We start from the raw sequence: 15,730 nt of genomic DNA on the forward strand, positions 1-15,730 counted from the left end.
GCATTTATTATAGCATGTTAATAGTAGATTTTTACTAAAAATAAGCCCCTTGCTTCAGCTGTTTTGCCAGCTAAAGATCTGTTTTGTGTTTCTAGTATCTCTTTAACGATTGTTGATTCTAATTTACCTAATCCGATTTGGATGAGTGTTCCCATCATTGAGCGAACCATGTATTTTAGAAAACTGTTTCCGTGAAATGTAAAAATATAGTGTTTTTTGGTTTCCTTAAATGTAGCCTTATAAATGGTTTTGATTGTAGGCTTGTCTTTAACATATTGACAAAATCCCTTAAAATCATGTGTTCCTATAAAATGCGGTAATGCATCATTCATTGCTTCTATATTTAAGTTTGGTATATATACTTCATAATTTTTAGAAAATGCTGTGCTTGGTTTTTTTGCTAAAACATATTTATATGTCTTCGATTTTGCTGAATGTCTAGCGTGAAAGTCTGACTTGACAGGTTTTATTTTTTTAACTCTAATATCAAGAGGTAGTCTTTGATTAACTGCTCTTACCCAAGTTTGGGGTTCAATATTGAGTTTACTGTCAAAATGAAAAACTTGTCCTAAAGCATGGACACCTTTATCGGTTCTACCAGCACTATGTATTTTAATTTCAGTTTGAGTCATCAAACGAAATGCTTTTTCTATAACTTGTTGGATACCGATTGCATTTATTTGACTTTGAAAACCATGATAGTTTGTTCCATCATAGCTGACGACTGCCATATATCTCATGCAATCACCCTAGTATAAATAATAAGTGCTAAAAATGCCATTGCCATGATGAGTGTTAATACATCTGCATATCCAATATTATATTCATCGATTCTTGTTCGAGGAGCACCTATAACATATCCTCTAACCTCCATAGCATTCCCTAAGTCTTCTGCTCGTTTAAATGATATGACGAAGACAGGAATTAAGAGTGATATGATTTGAATCACTTTATCTTTAAATTTTGATTCTTTAAAGTCTACGCCTCTTGATGCTTGAGCTTTCATGATTTTCTCAGTTTCTCCAAGTAGTGTTGGAATATATCTTAGTGTAAGGGATAGCATCATTGCGATAACGTCAACCGGTACTCTAATAATTTTCAATGGTCTAAGTAGTGATTCAATACCATAATTAAGGTCAGTAGTCATGGTTGTAAATGTTAAGAGTGAAGTCATAATAATGACATTTGCTATTCTAATAAATATAAAACCAGCTCGAATAAGACCTTCATCATACACATCTAGCGTATAACTTGTAATGGAAATATAGGGTAATGATGCTTGAATGAAGAAAACCATAAATGCTGCAAAGAAGAAATACAAAATTCTAGTCTTTACATATTTTTTTGTGAAATTATAGAATAATATAAATGCGATAATGGCAAATATACTAGATACTGAGATAAACATTTCATAACTTGCAAGTAAAGTTCCTGATTTCACGTAAAAAAGTTGAATGAAAAAAGTAAATGTTAACAAAAATACAATTGGACGGAGTCCATTGATTACTTTTCTCATTGGAATTCCTGTCGATAATGTTAATAGAATAATACCGATGAATATTAAACCCATTGAAATAACTGGAACCAGGTCAGCTGAAATTGGAATAATAAATGTACCGACTAGCAAAAAGACTAAACTGAGCAGTTTAAATCTAGGATCTAGTTTATGTAACCATGAATTACCAGGAATATATTGACCTATTGTTATATTATTCATAAGATACCTCCTTCAAATATTGAAGAAGACTTTGAAAATCATATTTGGGCATATATGGTATGCCAACTTCTTTTTCTAAATGTTTTAAAATTTTTAGTGGTGTTGGTAAGTCCAAATGGAAAGATAAAAATTTAGGGTGTTCAAACAAATCTTCTTTTTTACCATCAAAAACGATTTTACCTTCATCTAATACAATAACGCGTTTTGCATATTGTGAAACAAGATCCATATCATGAGAAATCAAGATAATGGTTTTACCTTCGTTTTTATGAATGGAATTAAATATTTCCATTAAGTCTGTTCTTCCTTTTGGGTCTAGTCCTCTAGTTGGTTCGTCTAATACAAGTATTTCTGGTTCCATTGCCAAAATACCGGCAATGGCAACTCTTCTCATTTGTCCACCACTGATTCTAAACGGTGATTGACTGTATAAAGATTCTCCAATACCAACTTTTGCTGCAGCACGTTTTGCCTTCTCGGTTGCTTCTGCTTCACTGCTCTTAAAGTTTTTCGGTCCAAACATAATGTCTTTTAAAATGGTTTCTTCGAATAATTGATATTCCGGAAACTGAAAAACAAGACCAACTTTTTGACGTAAAAAATTAATCTTTTCTTTTTTCTTTGGTGGCAAATTTTGGCCAAAAACAACTACATTCCCTGAAGAAGGTAGTAAAAGTGCGTTCATATGTTGCACCAATGTCGATTTACCTGAACCAGTTTGTCCAACAATAGCAATAAACTCACCTTGTGGTTCAATTTCTAAATTGATATTTCCGATAGCGTCATAGTCGACACGTAGGCCTTTGTATGAGTAGCTTACATCTTTGAATTGAATGCCCATAATGCCTCCAATACTTTTTTACTCATCTTTTCATCTTTAAGAGCTTCATTATAAAGACTCAATTCAAATGGTAGTTCAAGATGAGACGATTTTAATAGTTCTTCTTGTGTAAATACTTCTTTTGGTGTTCCTTCTAATATAAGTTCACCATCTTTTAGCACAATTAAGTGATCGCTTTGCGCTGCAAACGATAAATCATGTGTGATGGTTATAATTGTTTTCTTTAAATCTTTATTTAAACGTTTGATTAATGCAACAATATCTCTAGTACCTTCTGGATCAAGCATTGATGTAGCTTCATCAAGGATTAAAATATCTTGTTCCATGGCTAATGCTCCAGCGATTGCGACTCGTTGTTTTTGTCCACCAGATAAATGGTGTGGTTCTTTGCTTAAATAATCTTCCATGCCTACCAGTTTAGCGTAATGGTCAATTTTCTTAACCATTTCACCATGAGGTATATTTTGATTTTCTAAACCAAATGCAATATCATGTCTAACGGTTACCCCTACAAATTGGTTATCTGGATTTTGAAATACGATACCTATCATTTTTCGAATCTTTGAAAGATTTTCATCATTTAATAGCATATCATCGATATAGATTTCCCCACTAGATGGCGATAATAAACCAACCATCAATTTTGATAGTGTAGATTTTCCAGAACCATTATGACCTAAAATAGATACCCAAGAACCTTTGGGTATCTCTAAACTTACATTTCTCAATGCTTCATCATTTGCATTATATGAAAAGCTTAAATCGCTTACTTTAATCATCGAATTCACCTACATTTCGTACTTAAACATTATATCATGTATGATATAAATTATAAAGATAAGAGAATACGATTTATGATGATATATTATATGATCATCACTAACGTGTTTAAAAAGATGAATTTTGTGAGTATAGTATACTTTTTTTATTCTTTATGTAAAAAGATGGTGTTTTTTAAATATTTTCTTTATAATAGAGATGATATCAATTTGAGGTGACAAACAATGGTAAAAGATTTTACTACTAAAAATTTTGAGACAGATGTATTAAAGAGTGATTTACCCGTACTTGTTGAATTTTGGGCAGCGTGGTGTGGACCTTGTCAAAAGGTTGCTCCTATATTAGAAGATCTTAGCAAAGATGTTAAGGGATTAGCTGTTGTCGGGAAACTAAACGTGGACAGCGAGTCAGAAATTGCAGATGATTTAGATATCATGAGCATCCCAACAATCGTTGTATTTAAAGAAGGTAAGGTGCATCAATCCATGATTGGTGTCCAATCTAAAGAAACACTAAAAAAAATGTTGGATCTATGAAAAAAATAATTATTATTGGTTATGGACCTGCAGGGGTATCTGCAGCCATATATTTGAAAAGGGTTGGAATCAATCCTTTAGTCATTGGTAAAGACTTGGGTGCACTCCAAGGATACTCAGATTTAGTTGAGAATTTTTATGGTACGGGCAAACCAATTTCTGGAACAGAATTAATCGAAAATGGTATTCAACAGGCTAAAGGATTAGGTATTGAAGTTATTTCTGAATCTGTGATCAGTTTGAAACAAGAGGATGACCATTTCGTGGTATTAACTACTAACAATAGGTATGAAGCAAAATCAGTTCTTCTAGCAACTGGAAAGACAAGACAGACTTTAAATATTCCAGGTTTTGTTAAGTATAGAGGTAAAGGCATTAGCATGTGTGCAATATGTGATGGCTATTTTTATAGAAAGAAAAAAATAGCGATTGTTGGTTGTGGTCCTTATATGTTGCATGAACTAGACTATTTAAGTAAAATTGCAAAAGACATCACTATTTTTACAAACGGAAATCCATTAGATGCTTCTGTTAGTCAACCAGTGATTCATGATAAAATAGTCAAGTTCAGTGGTGACAGTAAAATCCAACACATTGAAACAAAAAATAACCGATATGAAGTTGATGGTGTCTTTATAGCCCTTGGAATTCCAAGTTCTGTTGAGTTTGCTAGCCAGTTAGGTGTCATTGTAGAAAAAAATAATTTGGTTGTTGATGAAAACTACCAAACAAATATTGATGGATTGTTTGCAGCCGGTGACATTATCGGAGGAAAACTCCAGATTGCAAAAGCAGTTTATGATGGCATGCTTGTTGCTGATTCAATTTATAATTACTTAAATAAAAAGTGATAAAAGGCTTGGTTATGCGATAACCAAGCCTTTTTTATTATTGAATAATATAAGCTTTTGAATTTAAAATATCTAATCCTGCGTATTCCGTTCCACTAATACAATACTCACAAAAAGATTCTCTTGTATAAAAATGATCTCCTCGAATTGAAAAGAATATTCTTGAGTTTTCTTCGGTTCCTAAACTATACAATTGAATTGAAACTGGGTTGGCATAATAATCATTTGATTCACTTATAACTCCAAAAGTTCCAATCATGAAAAATACTTGTATTGCAAAATCTAGTTGTAATATCATACCACCTGAATAGGGAATGATGTATAAGAAGTTTTTACTGACGTTGACTGAATACTCTTTATAAATACTTCTATCTCTTGGTAAGGAACTAAAAGTTAAGGTTAGATTATCATCATTTTCTGTAATTAACAAACCTGAAATTCTCCCATAATTAATTTGTGTTAGTATAGTTCTAATTTCTAATAAATCTTCATACAACTCCCTAATCACATCGTAATCATAGAAATAAACTGAATATAAAAGATCATCTTCATTGTCATTCAAAAATTGGATTAAAACCTTAACATTCTGATTTCTCAGTTCCTCGACAGATAAATTCTCGTTAACTTCTATGGCCTCAAAATCATAAGGAACAGCTTCTTCATCAAAAGGTACAAATCTTCTTAACATGATAACTAAAATCGTTACACCTAAAAAAAGTAAGATAGCCAAAATTGTGTAAATGATTCTCTTGTCCATAATATCTCCCTATAACTTGAACTTATATTTTATGAATGCCCCCAGTACAACGAGACCAACCATCGCAAGACCTAACATTTCTAGGTATAGTCCTATAAAGGTAACAACAAATAGACCAATAAATAATTGGATATTAACAGCAATCGTTAATGATTGATCTAGTTTATCGTATAAAGGTTTATTAAACAACGCAATCACTTGTGTAATAAGATGATATAGCGATGATAATAAAACAATAGCTAAAAAGATATTACCAAAAATGAAATACTCATTGGTTATGATAGCTTCAAATCCTGTAATTGTAATTTTAGTTCCTTGGTCATCATAATTCATGATGTTAAAAAAGTATGATGACACAATCAATAATTGGATGCCAATTTGGGCAAATCTCATGCGCATCTTATAATTTCGTATCATCTACGCTATCGAGGTATGCTCGAATAGGTTTGACAATTTCCTTTACTGTACCTTTTATAAATGGATTTTTCAGTTTAGCAACTTCGACAAGTCCTAAGAAACTCTTTGAACCGCCAAGACGACATAAGTTTAAATAGCTCTTTAATGCTTCTTCTCTATTTTCTTGATGTTTAATCCAATATTGGAATGCACATATTTGAGCTAATGTGTAGTCAATATAGTAGAATGGTGCATGGAAAATGTGTCCTTGTCTAAACCAAAAAGTTCCCTTTTCCATAAATGCATCATCGCCATAATCTTTAAATGGCATATATTTTTTCTCTAATTTTCTCCATAATGCTTTTCTTTCATCTGGGGAAAGTTCAGGTTTTTCATAGATATGATGTTGAAACTCATCTACTAACACACCATATGGTAAGAATGAGACCGCTCCAGCTAAATGATTGAATTTATATTTTTTGGTGTCTTCTTTGAAAAATTGATCAATCCATGGCCATGCTAAAAATTCCATACTCATCGAATGAATTTCCGCAGCTTCCATGGTTGGCCAACGATACTCAGGAATTTGATCCCTACTTTGATAAACTTGGAATGCATGTCCTGCCTCATGAGTTAATACATCAACGTCATGAGATGTCCCATTAAAATTGGCAAATATAAACGGAGAACGATATTCTGGGATATATGTGCAATATCCGCCACCCTGTTTTCCTGATTTGCTGTCAAGGTCTAGCAACTCACGATCTAACATGAAATTAAAAAACTCTGAGGTTTCTGGTGACATTTCATCGTACATATTTTTAGCGATTGAGACTTGCCATTCACGATTACCTTTAGGCGTTGGATTACCTGATAGAAATGATAATGCTAAGTCATATGATTTAGGATTTTCGATATTTAAGCGTTTCGCTTTTCTTTCCGTTAGTTCAGTAACTAAAGGCACGATATCTGAATAAATTTGATCTCTATAATTTTTTACATCTTCTGCAGTATAATCAGTTCTTCCGAAACGATCATAACCGAGTTGAATAAAGTTTTCGTATCCTAGTTTTTCCGCCATTTCATGTCGTACTTTAACCATGTCATCATAAATTCTATCAAATTGAGATTCATTATCAGCAAAGAATTTAGAAACCGCTAATTGTGCTTGGTGACGCGTTTCTCTATCTTTGTCTTGGATAAATGGAGTCATTTGGCTCAGGTTGTAAGTTCCGCCTTGAAACTCGATTTTTGCTGATGCAATAAGTTTTCCGTACTCAGTTGTTAGTTTATTTTCCTTTTGCATTTCAGGGATAATTTCAGGTTTAAATGTTTTTTGAGCTAGTTCACCTCTTAAGAAAATAAGTTCACCAAATTCTTTTTCAAGTTCTTTTCTATTTTTTGAAGCAAGAATCTTTTCATTAAACTGGTGTTCATATTGTCTTAAGTGTGGTGTGTTCTCATCAAAAAACTCTTGTTCTTTTTCATAAAATTCATCTGTCGTGTCAACGCTGTTACGGATGGATACTAAGGTTCCCATAGTATTTAATTTGTCATTAATAGCAAACACTTTATGAACAGCTTGAATTTCTGTTTGTAGGTCTTGATCTGTACTAATAAGATTTAACTGTTCTTCAATCTCTTTTTTGATTTCATCAAGATTGGGTCTTTCATACTTATAATCATTAAATTTCATGTATTTATACCTTCCTTCTTTAGTGTTAATTATACACTGAATAACACTAAATCACAACCGAGATAGACAAAAAAAGAGAGTTGGTAACTCTCTTTTTTTGGTTGTTATTCAGCTTTTCTTATAAATATATAACCTATGATTATGTCTTGATTATATTGAAGTGTGTAGGATAAAATGAGTGTCGTTCTCTCTGGCTCATTTTCAAATATATTTTGGACATAACCGATACTAATTACGAGTTGACTTTGATTGATTGTGTAATCTGATGATTCAATATTATTTCCCGAAACACTTTGGATTGTGCCACCAAATAACTCAAATTGTAAAGTAATATCATCCTCAAATGAAGAATATATTTGATTATTATTAATCATATATGGATTGGTTGCGTTCGTAACATCAATTTCAACAATGTAGAATCCATCTTCTGTTAGTACTTTATATTCATGTAATCCTATTGTCAATGTTTTTAAGTATGTATTTAAAAGCTTAACTTCTTGGTTAGTATAGGTATAAACATTTGACTGCATGATTTGATTGTTATCGTTGTATATTGTAATAAACTTAAATGTTTGGAGTAATGTTAAATCAAATGTTGAGTTTGTGGAAAACTTATATTTTAGTTCACCAAGAATTTCTGCATCCTCAGTATATATAAGTTGTTCTGAATATGTTGATGAACCACTTGGATATACTGCTTTAACTTTAATGATAAGAACATCAGGAAGGTATGGTTCTAATGATAAAGTGTTTGTAGTTACTGGTATGATTGTTTGATTTAACAGTACTTCATAAGAGCTTGCTCCTTCAATGGAATCCCATGTTAAAGTGTTATTGGATATTGAAAGATTCGATGGTGTTACCAATGTATAATCGATAACAATTTCTATTGTCTCTGAGTATGGGGAATCTTTGTAGCCTTTTGCTGTTGATTTAACCTTAACTAAAAATGTGCCTTCTGATGTAATTTGATAAGATGTTTGTGTTATCTTAATTTCTTCACCATTGATATTTAGAATGTAATCAGTCGCATTTTCGACTTCATCGAAATATATTTGATCAGTAAATCTTAAGTTTTCTGGTGTTGATAATTGTTGCTTGGAGCAACCAATTAAGATAAATAATAAAAGAATAAGTAATGTTGCTTTTTTCATGGGAATGCTCCTTAGTTACTATAATTGGGGTTAAAGATTAAAGCGTAAAAATCTGGATAATCTATAAATGGATTTCTATTATTTTGATACGTATAGATAACATCATTTCTATTTTGTTCGAACTCATCAACAACATCTTGCTCATGCCATTCTATAAGGATATCAAGCATAGCCATTTGATAAGTTGTTGGTGTTCCATTGATTAATTCTAAATAATCATACATAACGGTCATGTAAAAGAGCATGCGTGCAATATCACCTTTGACTTCATCTCTTGGAGCATAAGAAAGTGTTGTTGTCGTGTTGTCAAAGTATTTATTGCCTCTACTTGAATTGGTTCCAGGATCAGCAGGCTTAAGATTATGTAGGTCTGCACCAACATGTGTGCTACTTCCTGTTGTGTTCACATCTAGTAAAGATTGTGGCCAAACATGTTCTCTATTCCAGGTACAATCATTTGAGGCTGGACAATACCAATCCCCATCTACAGAATAACCTGTATAAACTAATATGACATTATCTGGATTATTAGGATCTCGATCTGTTATGTTTAAAATGTATCTTGCAGCATCATAGTTTTGCATAGTTACATTAGTATTGATTATATATCTTAATTCTAGTAATAATTCGTTACCTGATAAACCTACTGCATCTTGATAATAGTTTGATAAAACTAATACTTTTACTAAAACTGTTTCTTCGTTATCTTGATCATCTATGGCATAGTATTGGAGTGTATATGTGTTGGGTGTGTTCATGTCAATATAACCTGAAGTTTCACTATGAACGATGTTTTCAAGACTAACATATGCTTCGCTCCCAGGATCGATAAATTCGTCCCCTACAGAGAGTGAATACACCGCAACAATCTGCGGTGTATCGTCTTCTGGGTCCTCAATAGGGGGAGTTACTCCCCCTGGTACTCAGTCCAACTGAAGTTATCAAAAGTAGCTTGTACATCTACGGCTGTGGCATAAATTCTAATTGTTACAACACCATTTAGGTTTAAATCTTCTAAAGAAAAATTATGTACCGTTGCATCTGCTCCACTACCTCCACCAAAATCTGGTATATTATAAGTTGTAGTTGTCTCATTAGCAGTCACATCTATCTTATATTTGCGAACGTTCTGCCCTGTAAATGCTTTACGATACTCGAAACCAAAGGAAAGGATTCCATTATTGAAAGTAGCTTCGAGAGCTGACCCTTCTGCCAATCTTCTTAGCATAATTCCTTTTCCATCAATGGAATAATCCCCTTCATTTCTAGCGTGAACATAATTCCAGGTAACTCCATGATTGCCTACAAAAGAACCATTCAAATATGATGCTGTTGCTGCACTATTATCAAATGTTTCAGCAAACAACCATTTCGCATACAAATCATAATTTTGATTAATTGATGTATTATCAAAATCAAATGGATTATCGAAAGTCGAATTGTCTGTGTACCATCCTCCAAATGAATAGGTACTCTTTGTTGGTGCATTGGGTTCACTAGCATAACTACCATTATTTACATATTCTGAATCGACAGATGATCCGCCATTAGAATTAAATGTAACTGTAAAGACTTCTATCCATTGTCCAATAATTGTTATATCCTCAACAATTGAATACATTTCGAAATCAAAGGGTGTCTCACTACCATCAAGATACCAGTTAACAAATGCATATCCTGAACGAGTTGGATCAGATATTGGTCTAGCAGCAAAATAATTTTCATCTATTTCTTGAACATCATATGGCTCTGTATCTCCTTCAACAGCATAGAAAGTTACTGTGAAGGTTTCTCCAGTTGCTTCAACAAACTTGGCATAAAGAGTGACTTCACCTGTTGATCCCAATTCTATGGTTGTTATAGGTTCTCCTGTAAATGATACATTGTCAAACCAACCTTGGAAAACATAACCATCTTTTGTTGCTGGTTCTAGTGTTATTGTAGATGTTTCAATAGTATAAGAATCAGGGTTTAATTCATCATTAACTCCACCATCAAGATTGTATAAAATATCATATTCTACAGGAATCCAACCTGCAAATAATGTTATATTTTCAGCAGGCATAGTTGTGAAAGTATACGGTGTTGTTAATCCAATGTCACTATACCATTTATCAAAGTCATATCCGGTTTTAGTCGGATTAGTTGGTTGTGTAACTTCAGTATTATAGTCTTGAGTTATATCAAGTACAGTTGATCCACCATTTTCTTCAAATGATATAGTATAAGAATTGATTTCCCATTTTGCAAATAACTCAATATTTTCTGAAATAACTGAACTGAAATTAAACTCTGTTTCTAAACCTTCGTCAATGTACCAACCAACTAGCGTATAACCTAATTTTGAAGGAGCTAAAGGAGTTGTTGACTCTCCATTGAAAACAGCAACATGTGTAGGTATACCATCATTATTAAAGGTAACATCATGGGTGAAAGATGCTTTTGTTTCAATCGCTTTTACATTGTCAAGAAGAATACGTGCTGTGTTTCCATTATTCTGTCCACCAGTAGCAAAGAATCTAAATATAGATCCTTCAAAATCTTCAACAACAAGTTGGTTAACAACCAAAGTTGTCTCGATTTCAGCAAGTAAATCAAGCACTAATACCCATTCTTCTTCTACAGTATCCCAAACTTCTAACACATAAGTTGTAAAATATTGTTCAGCTGAAGAATTCCAAAAATATGTTTCAAACTCTAGTTTGTTTATTACATCAATACCAAAATCCATTACTACATATGCTTCACCTGTGTTAGTTCCACCTAATCTAGGCGAAATGACAAGTGCTCTTGAAGTGGTTTGTTCAGCAATAGATACTGTATTGGCAGCAACACGGTACAAAGTTGTTGAAAATACTGAAGCATCAACTAAATTCGTAAAATCAACAGCTAACTCAGGATCTTGATAGCTTAAACCATGACCCGAAGAATAGTCGAAATGGTAGAGAATATCATCCTTTATAGCCGGTTTGTACTCACTATATACACTAATGATGTCAATACCGTCTGATACAATTAAATATCCTCTAATACTTGAAATGCTTTTCTGGACAAAACTAGTAACAAACTCATTTGTTACAGGATGACTAGTGTTTCCTATGACTACCTCAACACCTGGAGTATCTAAAGTAAGAACTTCAACTTGATCTGAAATCAAGTATCCATACTCAATTAATTCATACCCATCAGGTATACTAAATTGCCCCATATAGGTGTGATAACCATCACGAACACCTAAATCGTTTGTCATGGTTACTAATGGCTCTGCAGTCAAAGGAGTTTCCAAATAAACTGCTGTTAATTCTCTATTGCTTGCCATGGTGAACATATAAGGTTCATCATAACTAACAATAATGCCATATTCTTCCCAGTGACTGAAAGGATTTGGTGTTTCCACAAGAGCAGATACTTCTGCTAAACTATTATAAGCATAATTCCCAGCTCCGTGTCCATCATTAACAACAAGATCAAATGTATCTAAACTTGTGCTTTGATATTGCAAAACAAACACTGTATGGCTAGTAATATTAGTTAATGTTTCATTTCCAGTAATACTTTTCCACTTATTGGTAGTAGATACTTCATATCCTGGTTTATCTGGTAATGAAACTAAATCGGTTGCATCTTCTGTTGGCGCAACATATTGCACCTCGAGTTTTTTGCCGTTACTATCCATAAAGACAACAGCATATTTTACAGGATCATTAGGTGCATAGATAGCTAATAGTTCGAGTTTAGAGGTTACAGTAAATTGGTGTGTCAACTCTAAATCTTTTCTGACAATTCCATTGACAACCCAAAATACAAAATCATATCCAGAATTATCCCCTGGAGGCGTAAATCCTACTTTCGAACCATATGTTCTTAATAAATTATTAGGCCCGATTTCATTTCCTTCTTCGAATATTGTGCTTATCTTAACTGTTATATCATCTTCAGCTGCAAACACATTAGTTAATGAACTTCCTGTGAATGCCAGTATGTATAAAAATAAAAAGGCTAAAACTATCTTCTTCATAGCTTACTCCCCCCAGATTGTTTCATACCACAAAGCACCTGAACTCTCTGCGATTGATTCTTCTAATACAAATTCAATAATTTCAACATTGGGCTTTACATATTCCGACTTAACATCCATAAATTATGTCCTCCTATAGTAAAAACATATATTTTTATTGTACCATTTACTGAAGTAAATGCAATTCATTTATGAAATATTTACAAAAAAATGACATTCATCATTGAAATGTCATTTCGATTCCTTACAATCCTATTTTTTGAAAAAGTTTTTTTCTTTCTTCAACATCTGTTTTGTTGACTGATAACTTGAATAGTTTTTGGAAACTTGTCTTCGTTTTTTTAAATAGCAACTTGACTAACCTCATACCCCAAGCAAACACAATTAAAATTTTCGCTTTATGAATAAATGGATACATACCCAACATGGATTCATAGTTTGGAAAAAACAATCTAAAGATAAATTTTATCTTGCTTTGTTGTCTAAGTTCTGTACTGGCAATTCTAGATGTAAATGCATTGAAATCTTTACCTGTTCCATGAATTCCTGATTGAATAAGATATAAGGTCATTTCTCTAAAAGTATTTTCATCTAGTACTTGTTGCTGGTGTAGTGAATAATTATAATTGAAATCAAAGTATCTTCTATTTAATTCAATCATGCTTTTATAAAACAATTTCATGTTAGATTGTTCCAGATATTGATCAAGCAGCGCTTCATCAATATCCTTTTCATATGCATTTAAGTATATGCCTAAATCTAATATACTTCGAATACCTATTCCACTTGAATCCATGTGTTTTGCTAAATGATAAGTAAGGTATGCCATTTCAAATTCATGGGTGAACTTATATAAATGTTGATGAACCTTTATTGAATATTCCCATGGGTTTTCAAAAAGATTTGAATATTTATCATTAAATGCTTTATACAATATAGGATGAACTTCAAAAATGATTTTATTTGGAAACTCAAATATATCATGTTGTCTAGAGCGTGAAATATTTTTGATTTGATGTTCTTTTAAAACTTGATGTGTTTTTTCTAAATCGTGATCTTTGATTAATAAATCAATATCTCCCATTGCTCTCATATAAGATTCGGGGTATAGTTTCTTTAGTTTACTTCCTTTTAAAAAGATATGATCTATTTTATTTTCATTCAATATTTGATCAATTTCTTCTATGGCTTTAATTTGCTTTGCGTCTCTAGAAACATAGCCATAAAAGCTGTGTTCTAATTTTTGATGTAACTGCTTGGATACAACTTTTTGATCTAAAGCACTATAAACGATTCCACATAATCCATTTTCAACAGCCATGACATAAAAAACCCGATCATCAATGATAGGTTCATGGTATGCTTTTTGATTGAGTCCATACTTGACAACTTCTAGTAGTTGATCGATCCGATTGTCCATATACTCCTACTTTCTAATTAATCTTATGCCTATAGGTCTAATGATTAACCAAAGGATTACTTTAAGTTTATATAAAGTGGAATCACATAATGTTGTCTTCCTTTTATTTTCAAATTGAGTCACATAGCCAATAATGTCTTGTTTGGTGATAAACTCTTTTGATCTTAAATTATCTCCTTGTACTGTTATATGTTCACCTTTTATTTTTACGATGCGGTGTAGTCTAACTGTACTCATATAATGAAATAAAATAATATCATATTTATGATATGTTTGTTTTTTCTGAATTGTGACTTTTGATTCTTTATGTTTTAAAAATGGGTGCATGCTTGAACCAACAACCATAAAGGTTGCTTTTTGTTTTGCATTTAAGGATTCAATAATGATGGGTAGCATTTCATCAACTTTTATGGTTTGAGTGTTCATTCGATTATTTGTTTTCCTCTAAGTTTATCTACAAATGCCGTAGCATCTTTTCTTGCTGTTTCTTCATCTATTTCATATGCATCTAGCAATTTACTGACTAAATCATCAAGACTTACATCATTTCCCAATGTCTCAAACAATAGTTTCCCGCTTTCATTCAATGTAATTAAACCGCTGAAGTTAATTGCCTCTTCCCCAACTGGGACAACAATGTGTTTATTTGAAAGATTCTTTAAAACATACCCTTTTTTAATTTTCATTTTTGGTCTCCTGATTGTATATTACTTTATGAATAGCATGAACTGATGATTGATCATTGGTTGCTTCTATTGAATACATTGGTATTCTTTCAATGATTACATTCAATTGACGAATCGTTTGATTCCATATGTCTTCATCATCTGGTCTCATCATATTTTTAAATAGTTCTTTAATCTTAACTGATTCACACAAGGTTTCAACACGATTTGTAAGTCCTTGTTTAATAAAAACAATGGCTTTTAATGGGACTTTTATGTTCTGATTCAACTTCGACTTGCCTGAAAAAGGTGAACCATAAACATAGATATCTTTCTGATCAACTTTTATTAATGGTTTATCATCATTTATTAATCTAATATTATCAAATGTACTCATCCAATATCTTGCGTGTGTAGACTTACCCGTCTGAGATGGTGCGGAAAATAGAATTGCCTCTCCTTGATATTCAATTGCAGACGCATGTAAAGATATATATCCATTCTTAAGTGCAATATCCATAAAAATAAGTCCTATTAATGCATATTCCATTTCAGCTGGGTTACGGATGAATTTGGGATTCATTTTGATTTCAACATGTTTGAAATCACTATCATGAGTGATACATTCTTTGACTTCACCATTTTTGGTTAAGGCGTAAATGGTACGTTGGTGACTCTCAAGAATAACATATGGATTTTTTGTTTGATTTGTTTTTCCAATTGGTAGGTCAATGTGATCAGACAAAACAACTTGAATGTTATGTTTTACATTAGAGGTATCATCATCCAAATATGATTCAATATTATGGTCTAGATATGTTTTATAATGATATTCGATGCCAATCGTTATATCTGCAATTTTATAAACTTTTTTCATATATACCCCTTCTATCAAAAGT

General features: G+C 32.3%; 16 protein-coding genes. 2 read left to right on the plus strand and 14 right to left on the minus strand.

Annotation, left to right across the window (positions count from 1 at the left end):
* Positions 1-17: 17 nt before the first annotated feature.
* Genes truA through QJ521_RS06930 form a run of 4 tightly spaced genes read right to left on the minus strand, consistent with a single transcriptional unit; the run spans position 18 to position 3,337 of the window.
* A complete protein-coding gene (gene truA, locus QJ521_RS06915) occupies positions 18-740 on the minus strand; it encodes a tRNA pseudouridine(38-40) synthase TruA (RefSeq protein WP_282839719.1) in 723 nt (240 codons plus the stop codon).
* Entirely contained in the window at positions 737-1,717 is a 981-nt protein-coding gene (locus QJ521_RS06920) for an energy-coupling factor transporter transmembrane component T family protein (protein WP_282839720.1), read from the minus strand. Before QJ521_RS06920 ends, truA begins: the two co-directional genes overlap by 4 nt.
* Positions 1,710-2,558, minus strand: a complete 849-nt coding sequence (locus tag QJ521_RS06925) for an energy-coupling factor transporter ATPase (RefSeq protein WP_282839721.1) — start codon at positions 2,556-2,558, stop codon at positions 1,710-1,712. Before QJ521_RS06925 ends, QJ521_RS06920 begins: the two co-directional genes overlap by 8 nt.
* Positions 2,534-3,337, minus strand: coding sequence for an energy-coupling factor transporter ATPase (locus QJ521_RS06930; protein WP_282839722.1), 804 nt, complete (start codon positions 3,335-3,337; stop codon positions 2,534-2,536). The genes QJ521_RS06925 and QJ521_RS06930 overlap by 25 nt, the downstream gene beginning before the upstream one ends.
* 225 nt (positions 3,338-3,562) lie before the next feature.
* Here QJ521_RS06930 and trxA point away from each other — a divergent pair, with 225 nt between their 5' ends.
* Entirely contained in the window at positions 3,563-3,874 is a 312-nt protein-coding gene (gene trxA, locus QJ521_RS06935; RefSeq protein ID WP_282839723.1) for a thioredoxin, read from the plus strand.
* On the plus strand, positions 3,871-4,725 hold the full coding sequence (locus QJ521_RS06940) for an NAD(P)/FAD-dependent oxidoreductase (RefSeq protein WP_282839724.1): 855 nt from the start codon (positions 3,871-3,873) through the stop codon (positions 4,723-4,725). Before trxA ends, QJ521_RS06940 begins: the two co-directional genes overlap by 4 nt.
* 37 nt (positions 4,726-4,762) lie before the next feature.
* On the opposite strand, the gene QJ521_RS06945 is transcribed toward QJ521_RS06940, so the two are convergent.
* The 10 genes from QJ521_RS06945 to QJ521_RS06990 all read right to left on the minus strand — a co-directional run bounded on the left by QJ521_RS06945 (position 4,763) and on the right by QJ521_RS06990 (position 15,708).
* Positions 4,763-5,482, minus strand: a complete 720-nt coding sequence (locus QJ521_RS06945) for a hypothetical protein (protein ID WP_282839725.1) — start codon at positions 5,480-5,482, stop codon at positions 4,763-4,765.
* 9 nt (positions 5,483-5,491) lie between these two features.
* Positions 5,492-5,875, minus strand: coding sequence for a hypothetical protein (locus QJ521_RS06950; RefSeq protein WP_282839727.1), 384 nt, complete (start codon positions 5,873-5,875; stop codon positions 5,492-5,494).
* Positions 5,876-5,882: 7 nt separating this feature from the next.
* Positions 5,883-7,574, minus strand: coding sequence for a M3 family oligoendopeptidase (locus QJ521_RS06955; protein WP_282839728.1), 1,692 nt, complete (start codon positions 7,572-7,574; stop codon positions 5,883-5,885).
* A 104-nt stretch (positions 7,575-7,678) separates the two neighbouring features.
* Positions 7,679-8,728, minus strand: coding sequence for a hypothetical protein (locus tag QJ521_RS06960; RefSeq protein ID WP_282839729.1), 1,050 nt, complete (start codon positions 8,726-8,728; stop codon positions 7,679-7,681).
* Between the two features lie 11 nt (positions 8,729-8,739).
* Positions 8,740-9,588, minus strand: coding sequence for an endonuclease (locus QJ521_RS06965; protein ID WP_282839730.1), 849 nt, complete (start codon positions 9,586-9,588; stop codon positions 8,740-8,742).
* A 47-nt stretch (positions 9,589-9,635) separates the two neighbouring features.
* Positions 9,636-12,746 (minus strand): InlB B-repeat-containing protein, encoded by a 3,111-nt coding sequence (locus QJ521_RS06970; protein WP_282839731.1) that lies wholly within the window; start codon positions 12,744-12,746, stop codon positions 9,636-9,638.
* A 244-nt stretch (positions 12,747-12,990) separates the two neighbouring features.
* The gene (locus tag QJ521_RS06975; RefSeq protein ID WP_282839732.1) at positions 12,991-14,166 is read right to left on the minus strand and encodes a nucleotidyltransferase domain-containing protein; all 1,176 of its coding nucleotides are present in this window, start codon (positions 14,164-14,166) and stop codon (positions 12,991-12,993) included.
* Positions 14,167-14,172: 6 nt separating this feature from the next.
* The gene (locus QJ521_RS06980) at positions 14,173-14,592 is read right to left on the minus strand and encodes a S24/S26 family peptidase (protein WP_282839733.1); all 420 of its coding nucleotides are present in this window, start codon (positions 14,590-14,592) and stop codon (positions 14,173-14,175) included.
* Positions 14,589-14,852 carry a PqqD family protein gene (locus tag QJ521_RS06985; protein WP_282839734.1) on the minus strand — a complete coding sequence of 88 codons (264 nt, stop codon included), beginning with the start codon at positions 14,850-14,852 and terminating at the stop codon, positions 14,589-14,591. The genes QJ521_RS06980 and QJ521_RS06985 overlap by 4 nt, the downstream gene beginning before the upstream one ends.
* Positions 14,842-15,708: a hypothetical protein gene (locus tag QJ521_RS06990; RefSeq protein WP_282839735.1), complete on the minus strand. Its 867-nt coding sequence runs from the start codon at positions 15,706-15,708 to the stop codon at positions 14,842-14,844. Before QJ521_RS06990 ends, QJ521_RS06985 begins: the two co-directional genes overlap by 11 nt.
* Between the last annotated feature and the right edge of the window lie 22 nt (positions 15,709-15,730).

Source organism: Peloplasma aerotolerans, assembly GCF_030012175.1.
GTDB classification, from domain to species: domain Bacteria; phylum Bacillota_I; class Bacilli_A; order Acholeplasmatales; family Acholeplasmataceae; genus Peloplasma; species Peloplasma aerotolerans.

What these genes read in the sequence shown, in the direction of transcription:
- QJ521_RS06990 (WP_282839735.1), bottom strand. Translation starts at nt 15,708, where the DNA reads ATGAAAAAAGTTTATAAAATTGCAGATATAACGATTGGCATCGAATAT.
- QJ521_RS06970 (WP_282839731.1), bottom strand. Translation starts at nt 12,746, where the DNA reads ATGAAGAAGATAGTTTTAGCCTTTTTATTTTTATACATACTGGCATTC.
- QJ521_RS06955 (WP_282839728.1), bottom strand. Translation starts at nt 7,574, where the DNA reads ATGAAATTTAATGATTATAAGTATGAAAGACCCAATCTTGATGAAATC.
- QJ521_RS06925 (WP_282839721.1), bottom strand. Translation starts at nt 2,558, where the DNA reads ATGGGCATTCAATTCAAAGATGTAAGCTACTCATACAAAGGCCTACGT.
- QJ521_RS06975 (WP_282839732.1), bottom strand. Translation starts at nt 14,166, where the DNA reads ATGGACAATCGGATCGATCAACTACTAGAAGTTGTCAAGTATGGACTC.
- QJ521_RS06940 (WP_282839724.1), top strand. Translation starts at nt 3,871, where the DNA reads ATGAAAAAAATAATTATTATTGGTTATGGACCTGCAGGGGTATCTGCA.
- QJ521_RS06960 (WP_282839729.1), bottom strand. Translation starts at nt 8,728, where the DNA reads ATGAAAAAAGCAACATTACTTATTCTTTTATTATTTATCTTAATTGGT.
- QJ521_RS06985 (WP_282839734.1), bottom strand. Translation starts at nt 14,852, where the DNA reads ATGAAAATTAAAAAAGGGTATGTTTTAAAGAATCTTTCAAATAAACAC.
- QJ521_RS06950 (WP_282839727.1), bottom strand. Translation starts at nt 5,875, where the DNA reads ATGAGATTTGCCCAAATTGGCATCCAATTATTGATTGTGTCATCATAC.
- QJ521_RS06945 (WP_282839725.1), bottom strand. Translation starts at nt 5,482, where the DNA reads ATGGACAAGAGAATCATTTACACAATTTTGGCTATCTTACTTTTTTTA.
- QJ521_RS06930 (WP_282839722.1), bottom strand. Translation starts at nt 3,337, where the DNA reads ATGATTAAAGTAAGCGATTTAAGCTTTTCATATAATGCAAATGATGAA.
- trxA (WP_282839723.1), top strand. Translation starts at nt 3,563, where the DNA reads ATGGTAAAAGATTTTACTACTAAAAATTTTGAGACAGATGTATTAAAG.
- QJ521_RS06920 (WP_282839720.1), bottom strand. Translation starts at nt 1,717, where the DNA reads ATGAATAATATAACAATAGGTCAATATATTCCTGGTAATTCATGGTTA.
- QJ521_RS06980 (WP_282839733.1), bottom strand. Translation starts at nt 14,592, where the DNA reads ATGAACACTCAAACCATAAAAGTTGATGAAATGCTACCCATCATTATT.
- truA (WP_282839719.1), bottom strand. Translation starts at nt 740, where the DNA reads ATGAGATATATGGCAGTCGTCAGCTATGATGGAACAAACTATCATGGT.